The following is a 13,968-nucleotide window of genomic DNA, read 5'->3' as shown; positions in this document are numbered from 1 at the left end:
AGCATGCCTTTTGAGCCTATGATGACGGCGGTCATCGAAACGTCACTCAATACTCTCATTCAAGATGATCCTGATCTGGTGCGTCGACTGGCGCGACTCAAAGGTCAGGTCATTCAAGTGCATCTCAAAGAGTTCGATAAGCGCTTAACCTTCGTTTTCAGTCAACAAGTCGATGTGTTAGCCCACTACGAAGGCACACCCGATTGCACCTTATCCCTCAATGTGTCGGTATTACCTGAGCTGAAAGATCAATCCAATATCACCAAACTCATCAAGCAGGATAAGTTGGATCTGGATGGCGACATCCAACTGGCGCAGAGCTTTTCGCAATTGATCACCCAATGCAAACCCGATATTGAAGAGTGGATCTCGCGTGTCACCGGAGACGTTGTGGCGCACACCTTAGTGCAAGGCGTGACGCAGATTGGCCAGTTCGCCCGCACTCAGCTTCGTCACCAGCAAGATTACCTTGCGCAAGTGGTCACCGAAGAGTGGCGTTTGGCGCCGCCGCCGTTAGAAGTGGCGCATTTCTGCGATCAAGTGGATGAGATCAAGAGCCAAGCGGCGCGAGTGGAAGCGAAATTGAATCAACTACTGGAGCGAGTATGACGTTAGCGGAGCTAAAACGCCTCTACCGCATCATCAAGGTGCAGCTCGAATATGGATTGGATGAGCTGGCGCCCAATCATCAACTCGCCAAAGCGCCGTTATTGGCACGAAAGGGTCTGTTTTGGATTCGTAATCAGCATCCGGACAAAACCTTAGGCGAGAGACTGCGTCTCGCACTGCAAGAACTTGGACCGGTGTGGATCAAGTTTGGCCAGATGATGTCTACTCGGCGCGATCTATTTCCTCCTCATATCGCCGATCCGCTTGCCCTGTTGCAAGATCAAGTGTCGCCCTTTGACGGCCAACTGGCTAAGCAGACCATCGAACAGGCATTGGGCGGTCCAATCGAAACCTGGTTTGACGAGTTTGATATTGAGCCGCTGGCGTCGGCGTCGATTGCACAGGTGCACACGGCGAAACTCAAGTCGACGCAACAAGAAGTGGTGTTAAAAGTCATTCGGCCCGATATTCGACCGGTGATTGATGCCGATCTTAAACTCATGTACCGCATGGCGCGCATTGTCGCCAAGATGCTGCCAGAGGCAAGACGCCTCAAACCCGTCGAGGTGGTGCGCGAGTACGAGAAAACCTTGCTCGATGAGCTGGACTTGCGCCGAGAAGCGGCGAATGCCATCCAGCTGAGACGTAACTTCGACAACAGTGAATCGCTGTACGTGCCTGAAGTCTTTACTGATTTCAGTAATAAAACTGTCATGGTTTCTGAGCGAATATATGGCATCCAAGTGTCGGACATCGAGGGCTTGGTCGCCAATGGCACCAACATGAAGCTGCTGGCCGAGCGTGGAGTCAGCGTGTTTTTCACTCAGGTCTTCCGCGACAGTTTTTTCCACGCGGACATGCATCCGGGGAATGTCTTTGTCGAACGTGAGCACCCAGAGAATCCGCGTTGGATCGGGTTAGATTGTGGCATCGTTGGCACACTCAATAGCGAAGACAAACGCTATCTTGCGGAAAACTTTCTGGCGTTTTTCAATCGAGATTATCGCCGCGTTGCCGAATTGCATGTCGAGTCGGGATGGGTTCCACGTGAAACCAATATTGATGAGTTTGAATTTGCCATTCGCATCGTGTGTGAACCGATTTTCGCCAAACCACTGTGCGAAATCTCGTTTGGTCATGTGTTGTTGAACCTATTTAACACCGCAAGACGCTTCCATATGGAAGTGCAACCTCAGTTGGTGTTGTTGCAAAAGACGCTACTGTATGTCGAAGGACTTGGCCGTCAACTCTACCCTCAGTTGGATCTGTGGGAGACGGCCAAGCCGTTCCTCGAAGAGTGGATGATGAACCAAGTCGGGCCAAAAGCGGTGATCAATGCGGTAAAAGATCGCGCGCCGTTCTGGGCGGAAAAGCTGCCTGAGTTGCCAGAGCTTCTCTACGACAGCCTGCGCCAAGGCAAGATGATGAATCAGCGTATCGATCAACTCTATCAAGGGTATCGTCAGTCGAAGCGTCAGCAAGCGACAGGGAAATTTTTGTTTGGTGTTGGCGCAACATTAGTCGTATGCTCGGCAATATTGGTCAACACTCCGTATGAGCAACTGTCTATGGTCAGCGCCTTAGGTGGCGTCACATTTTGGTTGCTTAGTTGGCGAGCTTACCGTCGTTAGGCGGTAGACTTAAGAATTCAACAGTTAGACCCGAGGTAAAAAGAATGGGTGGTATTAGTATTTGGCAACTGCTTATCATTGCTGTGATTGTGGTACTTCTATTTGGTACGAAGAAACTGCGTGGCATTGGTGGCGATTTAGGTAGTGCGGTAAAAGGCTTTAAGAAAGCGATGAATGACGAAGAGCCTGCAAAGAAAGACGCCGACTTTGAGCCAAAAAACATCGAGCAACAGCAGAAAACAGACGCCACTGCTGACACTAAAAAAGACAAAGAGCAGGCATAACTCGTGTTTGATATCGGTTTCTGGGAACTGGTATTGATCTCTGTGGTGGGGTTGGTGGTTCTCGGCCCTGAGCGATTGCCGCATGCGATTCGCAGTGTCACTCGCTTTGTCGGTGCGGCCAAGAACATGGCGAACAGCGTCAAAGACGAATTGTCCCATGAGCTCAAGGTACAAGAGCTGCAAGAGAATTTGCGTAAAGCTGAGCAGATGGGCATGGAAGATCTCTCGCCAGAGTTGAAATCTTCCGTTGACCAGTTAAAGCAAGCCGCGCAAGACGTGCAGCGCCCTTATGCCAAGAAAAGCGACGAGCCTGCCAAGACTGAGCCCTGTGAAGAGGTAGCGTCACAAGGGCCTTCTTCCGACGCCACTGAGTCTTTGCATGTCGCCCCGGCTACAACAGATAAAAAGCCTGAGTAGTTCACCACTCTGATTATTGAGGGGCAGCCAATCGCTGCTCCTTTTGATTCCCAATAGTTGAGGTCTTCATGTCTTCTGTTGAGCAGACACAACCTTTGATTAGCCACCTTCTCGAACTGAGAAACCGCTTGCTGCGCGCACTCGTGGCGGTATTGGTGGTGTTTGTTGGTTTGATTTACTTTGCCAACGACATTTACGAATTTGTCTCAGCGCCTTTGGTGGAGCGCCTGCCTGAAGGGGCGACGATGATCGCCACCGATGTGGCGTCGCCGTTTTTTACTCCGCTCAAACTCACCCTAATTGCATCCATCTTTATTGCGGTGCCTTTCATCTTGTACCAAGTGTGGGCGTTTGTGGCGCCGGGTCTTTACAAGCATGAACGTCGATTGATCATGCCGCTGATGTTCTCCAGCTCACTGCTGTTTTACTGTGGTGTGGCGTTCGCCTATTTCGTCGTGTTCCCGTTAGTGTTTGGCTTCTTTACTGCGATTTCACTCGGTGGCGTTGAGTTTGCGACAGATATTTCCAGCTATCTGGATTTCGTGTTAGCTCTCTTCCTGGCTTTTGGTATCGCCTTTGAAGTGCCAGTGGCGATCATCTTACTGTGTTGGACGGGCGCGACCAATCCTAAAAGCCTCAGCGAGAAGCGCCCGTATATTGTGGTCGGCGCGTTTGTGGTGGGAATGATGCTGACACCGCCAGACATGATTTCTCAGACCTTGCTTGCTATACCCATGTGTTTGTTGTTTGAAGTCGGCCTGTTTTTCGCCCGTTTTTATGTGCGAAAAGAGGATGAACAGAGCGAGTAGTCGCTGATATAAAAAAGGCTTGCCGATGGGCAAGCCTTTTTTATCGAGTCCAATATCTTGGCACTAAAGAGTTGAGGGGAACACGCGTTGCTCGCTATAGCCTAAACAAGGCCTTAGCATTGTCGGTAGTAATCGCGTCTACTTCCTCGACGGAGATTTCTCGAAGGCTAGCAATGCGCTGCGCAACCAAATGGGTGTAGGCAGGCTCATTGCGCTTACCGCGATGAGGCACAGGTGCGAGGTAAGGGCAGTCGGTTTCCAGAATCACTTTACTCATATCCAAATGTGGGATGACGTTATCCATCCCGCCATTTTTAAAGGTGGAGACGCCACCAAGGCCAAGGTGAAAACCCAACTCATTAATTGCCTTGGCTTCCTCGAGACTGCCGCCAAAACAGTGAAAAACCCCGCTGAGGGACCCGTCTTGCTCTTTTTCAAGCAGAGTGAGGGTCTCTTCAATGGAGTCACGGGTGTGGATCACCACCGGTAGATCCATTGCTTTGGCCCATTGCAGTTGCGTGACAAACGCGTGTTCTTGTTCGGCGCGATAGGTTTTGTCCCAATAGAGATCGATGCCAATTTCGCCCACGGCAATGAACGCATGTTGACTAAACCAGGCATGAATTTGCGCAAGGGTATGCTCAACATTGCCATCGACGTAGCAAGGGTGGAGCCCCATCATCGAGCGGCACACATCGGGAAACTGACGCTCCGTGGCCAACATAGGGCTAATAGACTCAAGGTCGATGTTAGGTAATAAAATGCGGTCTATGCCTTGTTCCAATGCGCGGGCCACCACGGCGTCGCGATCGCCATCAAACTCACTGGCGTAGATATGGGCATGGGTGTCGATCATGGGATGTGTCTCTGGATAAAACGTCAATGGAGCCAGTATACCTGTCTGAGTAGAAGATGCAGCAAATGGCGCCAATCTGCCTAGGTCGTATTTTGCGTGATTTTTTCGCCTTGTTGGCTGGTGCAAGAGAGCGGGAGTGATATGATGCGACACAAGCACTTTCACCACACAAGGAGAATCGAGTGTCAGTTTCTATCCAAGGTCAGTTTCCTGGCCGTCGCATGCGTCGTATGCGTAAGCATGATTTCAGTCGTCGCCTTATGGCAGAAAATCAACTCTCAGTGAATGATCTGATTTATCCCATGTTTATTCTGATGGGCAAAGATCGCCGAGAAACTGTCGATTCGATGCCGGGTATTGAGCGTCTTTCCATTGATTTAATGTTGGAAGAGGCGCAATACCTCGCGCAGCTTGGTGTTCCTGCCATTGCGCTGTTCCCTGTGGTTAACCAAGATGCCAAAAGCCTGTGTGCGGCAGAGGCGTACAACCCAGAGGGCTTAGTTCAGCGTGCCGTTCGTTCGCTCAAAGAGCATGTGCCAGAGATGGGGGTGATCACCGATGTGGCGCTCGACCCGTTCACCACCCACGGTCAAGATGGCATCATCGATGACGAAGGTTACGTACTCAATGATGAAACCACTAAGGTATTGGTCAAGCAGGCACTATCGCACGCCGAAGCAGGGGCGGATGTGGTCGCGCCTTCTGACATGATGGATGGCCGCATTGGCGCGATTCGTGAAGCGCTAGAGCAAGCGGGCCACATCAATACCCAAATCATGGCCTATTCGGCGAAATACGCCTCTTGTTACTACGGCCCGTTCCGCGATGCGGTCGGCTCGGCGAGTAACCTTAAAGGCGGCAACAAAAAGAACTACCAAATGGATCCGGCCAACAGTGATGAAGCCATTCATGAAGTGGCGATGGACATCAACGAAGGCGCCGATATGGTGATGGTGAAGCCGGGCATGCCGTATCTGGATGTGGTTCGCCGTGTGAAATCTGAGCTGCAAGTACCGACGTTTGCTTATCAAGTTTCCGGTGAATACGCGATGCACAAAGCCGCGTTTGCCAATGGCTGGCTTAAAGAGCGCGACACTGTGATGGAATCCCTACTGTGCTTTAAACGGGCGGGGGCCGATGGGATTTTGACCTACTTTGCTAAAGATGTGGCGCAATGGTTGGCGCAGGAGCAGGCGCAAGCGGCGACGTTTTTAAAGCAAGAGTAAGCGAAGCGACAATACTGAGGTCGGCGCATGCCGGCCTTTTTCTTTTTCACCAAACCCAGAGAAGAGATCGCAATGAGTGTGCAGTATCGAGAAGGCACGTTAGAAGAGTGTGTCGAGGTGGTCAACCAAATCAATGAATTTGCTCAAAAGGAAACGGTTGAGAGCTTGGCGGCGAGATTGAAAGGGCGCCGTTACTTGATTCAAGTGGCCCAAGAAGGGGAGCAGTTGCTCGGTTTCAAAATTGGCTACGAGCTCGATGCTGAGACATTCTACAGCTGGTTTGGCGGCGTATCGCCGTTAGCGCGCAATAAAGGCGTGGCGCAAACGCTGCTCGACGTACAAGAGGCGTGGGTGGCGAAGCAGGGCTATCTGCGCTTGAAAGTGAAATCTCGCAACCAATTTCCAGCCATGCTGAGATTGCTATTGCGCAATGGCTATCTGATCGAACACTTTGAAGAAAAAGCACCATTAATCGAGTCGCGCATTCATTTTGTAAAGACGATGTGAGTGGTCATAAAAATTAAATGAGATTTTTTCTCATTTAACTATTGACGGAATAAATGAGAATGGTTATTGTTTATCTCGTCTTAGGGAATGAGAGAAGTTCACAAGGACGTGGTAGAACCGGATTCGATATGGAAAAGGTGATGCCAGACTCTAACGAACTTGCACACGTTTCTTTTGACACGACATTGCTCACATTGCTTCCAGTGTAATTTATAGCTTTACGGCAAAGTGTGATTCGCATGAACATGCTTTGACCTTTTCTGCTAGGCGACATCCTCACGATGTCGCTTTTTTTATGCCTGCTATTTGAGGTGAATAAAAGGACACCAGGTGTCTTTTCCACAGTTGAAGATCTCTAAAAGATCGATCTTTGTATGATCGATCTTGGTTATTTTTATTGTATTACAATGGGTTAAGATCTTGTTTGGCATCATTTTGTCAAATTTTACATCGCAGTGGAAAATAGTATAAACAGACTTATCCACAGCGTGAGCAAGAGAAGAGGCGATCACCAACACGCTGTGTGATCGCGATTCCTCGACAGAACATGGATTCACTGCTTGAGTCATGGCATCCTAAGCAGAAATTTGGACAGGCAGATAACAAACTATGGCTCGTATCCCAGACAACCCTTTGATCTTAATTGATGGCTCTTCTTACCTTTATCGCGCATTTCATGCTTACCCAGGCACGATGAGCAACGGGGAGATCCCAACCAACGCCGTTTATGGTGTGGTGAACATGCTGCGCAGTATGATGCGTCAATTTGCCAGTGATCGTATCGCGGTGGTCTTTGATGCGAAAGGCAAAACGTTTCGCGATGATCTGTACGCCGATTACAAGGCCAATCGTCCGCCTATGCCGGATGATCTGCGTTGCCAAATCGAGCCTTTGCACAATGTGATTCGTGCTATGGGGCTTCCTTTAATTTGTGTGCCGGGCGTGGAAGCCGATGACGTGATCGGTACGCTGGCGCATCAAGCGTCTCAAGCAGGTATGCCGGTGTTGATCAGCACCGGTGATAAAGACATGGCTCAGCTGGTGGATGACAACGTGACCCTCATCAACACCATGACTAACGTGGTGATGGACAGAGAAGGGGTGGTCGAGAAGTTCGGAATTGGCCCTGAGCTGATTATCGACTACCTCGCGTTGATGGGCGATAAAGTCGATAACATTCCTGGTGTCCCTGGCGTGGGTGACAAAACCGCGACAGCTTTGCTACAAGGCATTGGTGGTTTAGACAAGCTGTACCAACAGTTGGATGACATTGCCGCGCTCGGTTTCCGTGGCTCGAAAACCATGGCGAAAAAGCTGCTAGATAACAAAGACAATGCCTACCTTTCCTACGAGCTGGCGACGATTAAGCTCGACGTTGAGCTCGAAGAGAGTTTAGACGCGTTGGTGAAGTCTGTGCCGAATAAGGATGAGCTGGTCAAACTCTATGGAGAACTGGCGTTTAAATCTTGGCTCAATGAGCTGCTCGAAGGCGGCACGGGCGTAGTGGAAGCGAATGAGAAATCCGGGCAACGTGAAGTTAGCTCGTCAGCCAAAGCGCCGGAGCTCAATGTCGCCGCGGCGAGTATCGATCGCAGTCAGTATGAAACCATTTTGGATGAAGCGCAGTTCGCTAAGTGGTTAGACGCTCTACGCGAAGCCAAGGTGTTTGCGTTCGATACGGAAACCGACAGCCTCGATTACATGGTGGCGAATTTAGTGGGTGTCTCTTTTGCGACCGAAGAAGGTGTCGCGGCGTATGTGCCTGTCGCACATGATTATCTTGATGCGCCGGCTCAGCTTGACCGAGATTGGGTACTCGCTCAGCTCAAGCCTTTACTCGAAGATGAATCGCAAGCCAAAGTTGGCCAAAACTTAAAATACGATGCGAGTGTGTTGGCGCGTTATGGCATCGACATGAAAGGCATCAAACATGACACCATGTTGGCGTCTTATGTCTACAACAGTGTCGGCGGTAAGCATGACATGGACAGCCTCGCGCTGCGCTTTTTGCAACACAGCTGCATCTCGTTTGAGCAGATCGCGGGTAAAGGCAAAAAGCAGCTGACGTTTAACCAAATTGAATTGGACCAAGCGGCGCCTTATGCCGCAGAAGATGCGGATGTCACCTTGCGTCTGCACAATCGCTTGATGGAAAACATCGAGCAAGACGACAAGCTAAAGTCCGTCTATGAAACCATCGAGATGCCGCTCGTGCCTGTCCTATCGCGGATTGAGCGCACCGGTGTCTTGATTGATGACATGAAGCTGGCTGCGCAATCTCAAGAGATCGCAAAGCGTCTTGATGAGCTTGAACAAAAAGCCTACGAGGTGGCAGAGCAAGAGTTCAATATGAACTCACCTAAACAGCTGCAAGCGATTCTGTTTGAGAAAATGGGATTACCTGTAGTGAAGAAGACACCATCAGGTACACCATCGACCAACGAAGAGGTGTTGCAAGAGCTCGCGCTCGATTATCCACTGCCGAAGCTAATCTTAGAGTATCGCGGTTTGGCGAAGCTTAAATCGACCTACACCGATAAGCTGCCTAAGATGATCAATCCTGAAACGGGCCGAGTACACACCTCGTACCATCAAGCTGTCACGGCGACAGGGCGTTTGTCTTCAACCGATCCAAACTTACAAAACATCCCGATTCGTAACGAAGAGGGACGCCGTATTCGTCAAGCGTTCGTCGCGCCGCACGGCTACAAAATCATGGCGGTCGACTACTCGCAAATTGAACTGCGCATTATGGCGCACTTGTCAGGCGATAAAGCGTTACTTGATGCCTTCCAACAAGGTAAAGATATCCACGCTGCGACCGCCGCTGAAATTATTGGCGTCGATATCGAGCAAGTGACCAGTGAGCAGCGTCGCCGAGCGAAAGCCGTCAACTTTGGCCTGATCTATGGGATGAGTGCATTTGGTTTGGCCAAGCAGCTAGGGATCCCTCGTGGTGAAGCGCAGCAATACATGGATACCTATTTCGAGCGCTACCCAGGCGTTATGCAGTATATGGAAGACACGCGCAGCACAGCGGCTGAGCTAGGTTATGTGGAAACCTTGTTTGGTCGACGCTTGCACCTTCCTGAGATCACATCACGCAACGGTATGCGCCGAAAAGCAGCAGAGCGTGCCGCGATCAATGCACCAATGCAGGGCACGGCCGCCGACATCATCAAGAAAGCGATGCTGGTTGTTGATGAGTGGATCCAAAACGAAGGCCAAGGCCGAGTGAAATTATTGATGCAAGTGCATGATGAACTGGTGTTTGAGGTCGAAGAGTCATCGTTAGCCGAAATTGAAAGTAAAGTACAAGAATTGATGGAATCGGCTGCACAATTGGATGTCCCTCTGATCGCCGAAGTGGGGCATGGTGACAACTGGGATCAGGCACACTAAGCATAATTTGCACTAAATTGGTGAAATAAGTTGAGTCAGCGCACAAACGCTGACTTTTTTTTGCCTCTAAATAAGATCCGGCCTAGCCATATCAAATGTTGCTTAATAAAACTTTAATGAAAAAAAATTACAAAAAAGGTTTCACTTTCTGACCAATTGTTGTACATTAAGAGGCGTAGGGTACAGAGGTAAGATGTTCTATCTTTCAGACCTTTTGTTTCACGTTATTGGATTAGGCTGATTCAGCCGCCCCAGTCAGTTTTTGACTGGGGCGTTTTTTATTGTGCGAAAGAAAAGTCCAAACAATTCAGCACCCTGCCTAAAAGCACGCCTTATTCGCTATTCCGTTCACTTGGCTTATCGCCTGTCAGCTGATTTCATTCGTTTTGTTTTCTTTTCATCAAATGTAGCAAAACACCAATCACACTTTGGTTATTTTGACTCAGAAATCATGTGTGTAGGTGTGCATATTTTTCGTTGTTTTTGTTCTTAAGTGATTGTAATTACGAGGATAGTTGGTGTTTTATTTGCGCTGTGACTTCAGTAGTAGGGCGATTGCATTTTAGCGGGCTTGGCTTATGCTAGGAGCATAATAATTATTACCAGTTATTTCTCTCCCGTTTCCCCGCCAGGATGGTGGGGATTTTTGTTTCTGGCGTTAGGGTTTTTATTGTTTCGCTGGCAAACGAATTGCACCTCACGTTCAGCGCTTCTATTCAGACAGAAAAAAGGCCCTATCGATGGATAGAGCCTGTTCATTGGATATGTGATTGGATATGAGTGGGATGAACGCTTTAGGCGTTTGGATCTGACGGTTGTTCGTCGGCTGACTCGTCAGCGGAGGTCGCTTCCTGTTCTGCGAGCACCTCAAGCGCACTCTCGGCAAAGGCTGGGGCAAACCACTCATCGAGTTTATTGCGCAGCACATCGACGCCCAGTCCTTTCAATGAGGAGAAGGCGGCGACGCTGACATCACCACCAAAGCCAAGGGCGGCTTCGCGGATCTTCAATACGGCCGCTTTACGCGCGCCACTTTTCAGTTTGTCCGCTTTGGTCAACAAAACTTGTACTGGAATGCCGCAATCGACCGCCCAGTAGATCAGTTGCTGGTCGAGATCTTTCATCGGATGACGAATATCCATCAGTACCACTAACCCTTTCAAGCATTGACGCTTTTGCAGGTATTCACCAAGGGATTTCTGCCACTTTTTCTTCATCTCAAGTGGGACTTGGGCAAAGCCATAGCCCGGCAAGTCGACAATGTGACAACCGTCTGCAACCTTAAATAGGTTAATTAGCTGAGTACGGCCAGGTGTTTTACTCGTCTTCGCCAAGCTCTTTTGGTTGGTCAGTCGATTGAGCGAGCTGGACTTGCCCGCATTGGAACGTCCTGCGAACGCAACTTCGATGCCTTCATCTTCTGGCATATGACGAATATCAGGTGCACTGGTGATGAAATGCGTGTTTTGATAATGAATTTTTACGCTCACTGTTAACTCCATCTCGACTTTGTGTAGTCGATTGATTACTTTTTTGTGAAATTGTGTAAAATAACCGTGCTCGGCATAAGGTCGCCTATTGTACCATGAGTGGCAACGCAGAGTGGTACTGGAAGCTTGATAATTATAATGGAATGTCATGAAGAAATTAGCGCTAATCTTGAGTCTTTTAGCCAGCTGCTCTGTGTGGGCCCAAGGCAGCATCGAAGCTGGTAAAGCAAAATCTCAAACGTGTGTTGCCTGCCATGGTGCTGATGGCAACAGTCAACTCGCCATGTACCCGAAATTGGCAGGTCAGCATGCTAAATATATCGAAAAGCAGCTAAAAGACCTGAAACTGGGTATGACCAGCAATGGCCAGCAAGGCCGTATGGACCCTGTGATGAGTGGCATGGCGATGCCATTGTCAGAGCAGGACATGCAAGATCTTGCGGCGTACTACGCTTCTCTGCCTATTTCGCACAACACCACACCTGAAAATGTGGTGGAGAAAGGCAAAACCCTTTACACCGCTGGTGATGCAGAGCGCGGATTGACGGCGTGTATCGCATGTCACGGCCCGCGTGGTAACGGTACTGAACTGTCTGGATTCCCTAAGATCTCCGGTCAGCACGCCGATTACATTAAATCCCAATTACTAAAATTCCGTGACGGCACACGCGCCAATGACATGAATGCCATGATGCGTGATATTGCGAAAAAGTTAACGGATGATGATATCGAAACCCTATCCAAATACGTAGGCGGTCTGCACTGATCACCTCAGCCTGTTCGAGCATCGCAGTAGAGAAACAGCCCAAGCCGATCGGTTTGGGCTGTTTCGTTTGAGCTCGATCACACCCCGTTTTTCTACTCGATACGCCATCTCTCTATCTATGTTGTGAGACATTGGCTATATCGAATGACGCAATTCAGACGGACAACTCGCTAACCTAATGAAAAATAAAGAGTGGAAAACAAGAGCGAAAAAAAAGTGCAATAAAAGTCTGAGCCGGATTGTCTGAGCGAATCATTGGGGTAAAGTGAACACATCGGCAGGGCGCTGAATCAGGATGACAGACCAAGATGGTCTCCACGGATGCGAGTAACGGAAACTCGGCAGTTGATATGGAAAGGGTAGGCAGGATGCCTGCTGGATAAGGATGATCGACTTGTCTGATGGTTTAGACAGCGAAAGGGATCAGGCTCAGGATGAGCTCAGTGACGGGACGTCGCCAACGGAAAGCCAAAATTCACTCGGACAGTGAAAAACAACACCTTTTGCAGGGAAAGCACCAAAAACAAAAGGACATTTGATGCATTGATATCGATGCAACACAGTTTCGCCGTCAGGCATTTAGAAAGCGATAGGGTTCCTATCGCTTTTTTTATCTCTTCTACATCGCGACATATTCGCCATTTCTTTTCTTTCTCTCATAGAGAATATTTTCATCAATTGATGGGAATTTGTACAATAGCCCTCCACTCTAGGTCGAGTTTCTGGTATGTTTCGCATCCCTGTTTGAGGATGTCATTATGGAACCTTGTCCCCTTTGTCACAGTGTGGATACCCACGCGTATGTTTCTGATAAACGTCGTGACTATTTACAGTGCGCGCAGTGCCAGTTGGTGTTTGTACCGGCTTTGCAAAGGTTGGATGCGGCGACAGAAAAAGCCCACTATGATCAACATGAGAACTCGCCCAGCGATGTCGGTTACCGACGCTTTTTATCGCGCGTGGCTGACCCCATGTTACACAGAGTGGCGCCCCATTCTCACGGGTTAGATTTTGGTTGTGGCCCTGGCCCGACATTGTCATTGATGATGGAGGAGCAAGGACACACGATGAGTGTGTATGATCTTTACTATTATCCTGATGTGACGGTATTAGAGAGACAATACGACTTCATCACCTCCACCGAAGTGATCGAGCATTTGTATCAGCCCGACATCGTGTGGAAGCAATGGTTAAATTTGGTTAAGCCTGGTGGCTGGATAGGGTTGATGACGAAGATGGTCATCGATGTCGACGCGTTTGCAAACTGGCACTACAAGAACGATCCCACCCACGTGATCTTCTTTAGTCGTGCGACGTTTGCCTACTTGGCAGAGCGGGATCAGCTCGAGCTAGAATTTATTGGAAATGATGTAATTTTACTGAGGAAACCCCAGTAATGAGCCGTAGTAAAAAAGCCCGATCAGGTGGCAATGGTGACCTGATTGTCGTTCGTAATCGTACAGAGTCTGATGTTGAAGGACGCCTACGTAAGAAAGACAAAAAACGCAAAGGTCTAAAGACCGGTAACCGTAACTCAGAAGCCAAGCAAGCGAAGCAGCACACTTCGGGCGGCGCGCGTGACCCACGTTTGGGCAGCAAAAAGAAGATTCCGCTGATTGTGGATGCGCCGAAAAAGCAGACCAAAGCGCAGCGCCGTCTCAATGCGGAGCAAGAGCTGGAGATGCTGGAAAACGACGCGCAGTTGAACGTGTTGCTTGACCGTCTCGATAACGGTGAGAGTTTAGGTGCCGGCCTACAGAAATACGTCGATGAGAAGCTAGAGCGCATCGAAGTGCTGATGAAGCAACTTGGTCTCTACCAAGAAGACGACGAGATGGACGACGACGCAGAGCAAGAGAGTGAACCTGTTGTGCCTGCGAGTAAAAAGTCGAGCAAGAAATTGGCCACCGATGATGAACTTCTCTCGCAGTTCGAAGACTTGGATTTAAACCAATTTAAAGGATAACACGC

14 protein-coding genes are annotated in these 13,968 nt (G+C 49.3%); 12 read left to right on the top strand and 2 right to left on the bottom strand.

The features are described from left to right. Positions 1-3 precede the first annotated feature (3 nt). The 5 genes from AC6R0R_RS00855 (at position 4) to tatC (ending at position 3,750) form a co-directional block, all read left to right on the top strand. A complete protein-coding gene (locus AC6R0R_RS00855; protein ID WP_487902708.1) occupies positions 4-609 on the top strand; it encodes a ubiquinone biosynthesis accessory factor UbiJ in 606 nt (201 codons plus the stop codon). Continuing rightward, on the top strand, positions 606-2,240 hold the full coding sequence (ubiB, locus tag AC6R0R_RS00850) for a ubiquinone biosynthesis regulatory protein kinase UbiB (RefSeq protein ID WP_334555436.1): 1,635 nt from the start codon (positions 606-608) through the stop codon (positions 2,238-2,240). Before AC6R0R_RS00855 ends, ubiB begins: the two co-directional genes overlap by 4 nt. 44 nt (positions 2,241-2,284) lie before the next feature. Beyond that, entirely contained in the window at positions 2,285-2,524 is a 240-nt protein-coding gene (tatA, locus tag AC6R0R_RS00845; protein ID WP_334555437.1) for a Sec-independent protein translocase subunit TatA, read from the top strand. A gap of 3 nt (positions 2,525-2,527) precedes the next feature. Beyond that, entirely contained in the window at positions 2,528-2,941 is a 414-nt protein-coding gene (gene tatB / locus AC6R0R_RS00840; protein WP_500625337.1) for a Sec-independent protein translocase protein TatB, read from the top strand. 68 nt (positions 2,942-3,009) lie between these two features. Beyond that, positions 3,010-3,750 carry a twin-arginine translocase subunit TatC gene (tatC, locus tag AC6R0R_RS00835; RefSeq protein ID WP_487902706.1) on the top strand — a complete coding sequence of 247 codons (741 nt, stop codon included), beginning with the start codon at positions 3,010-3,012 and terminating at the stop codon, positions 3,748-3,750. A 94-nt stretch (positions 3,751-3,844) separates the two neighbouring features. Here tatC and AC6R0R_RS00830 read toward each other — a convergent pair whose 3' ends face one another. Next, on the bottom strand, positions 3,845-4,606 hold the full coding sequence (locus AC6R0R_RS00830) for a TatD family hydrolase (RefSeq protein ID WP_500625336.1): 762 nt from the start codon (positions 4,604-4,606) through the stop codon (positions 3,845-3,847). A gap of 182 nt (positions 4,607-4,788) precedes the next feature. On the opposite strand from AC6R0R_RS00830, the gene hemB reads away from it, so the two are divergent. The 4 genes from hemB (at position 4,789) to spfP (ending at position 9,982) form a co-directional block, all read left to right on the top strand. Then, positions 4,789-5,832, top strand: a complete 1,044-nt coding sequence (hemB, locus tag AC6R0R_RS00825; protein WP_334555441.1) for a porphobilinogen synthase — start codon at positions 4,789-4,791, stop codon at positions 5,830-5,832. A 72-nt stretch (positions 5,833-5,904) separates the two neighbouring features. After that, positions 5,905-6,339, top strand: coding sequence for a GNAT family N-acetyltransferase (locus AC6R0R_RS00820; RefSeq protein WP_334555442.1), 435 nt, complete (start codon positions 5,905-5,907; stop codon positions 6,337-6,339). A 609-nt stretch (positions 6,340-6,948) separates the two neighbouring features. Next, positions 6,949-9,741, top strand: coding sequence for a DNA polymerase I (polA, locus tag AC6R0R_RS00815; RefSeq protein ID WP_500625335.1), 2,793 nt, complete (start codon positions 6,949-6,951; stop codon positions 9,739-9,741). A gap of 193 nt (positions 9,742-9,934) precedes the next feature. Further along, positions 9,935-9,982 (top strand): small protein SpfP, encoded by a 48-nt coding sequence (spfP, locus tag AC6R0R_RS00810; RefSeq protein ID WP_438356636.1) that lies wholly within the window; start codon positions 9,935-9,937, stop codon positions 9,980-9,982. 553 nt (positions 9,983-10,535) lie between these two features. Here the strand turns inward: spfP and yihA are convergent. Further along, entirely contained in the window at positions 10,536-11,231 is a 696-nt protein-coding gene (gene yihA, locus AC6R0R_RS00805; protein WP_500625334.1) for a ribosome biogenesis GTP-binding protein YihA/YsxC, read from the bottom strand. 148 nt (positions 11,232-11,379) lie between these two features. Here yihA and AC6R0R_RS00800 point away from each other — a divergent pair, with 148 nt between their 5' ends. From AC6R0R_RS00800 to yihI, 3 genes are all read left to right on the top strand, one after another. Next, positions 11,380-11,997: a c-type cytochrome gene (locus tag AC6R0R_RS00800; RefSeq protein WP_334555445.1), complete on the top strand. Its 618-nt coding sequence runs from the start codon at positions 11,380-11,382 to the stop codon at positions 11,995-11,997. A 758-nt stretch (positions 11,998-12,755) separates the two neighbouring features. Next, a complete protein-coding gene (locus tag AC6R0R_RS00795) occupies positions 12,756-13,394 on the top strand; it encodes a class I SAM-dependent methyltransferase (RefSeq protein WP_487902702.1) in 639 nt (212 codons plus the stop codon). Beyond that, positions 13,394-13,963 (top strand): Der GTPase-activating protein YihI, encoded by a 570-nt coding sequence (gene yihI / locus AC6R0R_RS00790; RefSeq protein ID WP_487902701.1) that lies wholly within the window; start codon positions 13,394-13,396, stop codon positions 13,961-13,963. Before AC6R0R_RS00795 ends, yihI begins: the two co-directional genes overlap by 1 nt. Positions 13,964-13,968: the final 5 nt, after the last annotated feature.

The sequence above is a fragment of the Vibrio sp. R12-SW3-ISO1 genome, assembly GCF_059834005.1.
The sequence above is the reverse complement of the archived record's forward strand: the minus strand, read 5'-3'. Positions and strand labels throughout refer to the sequence as shown.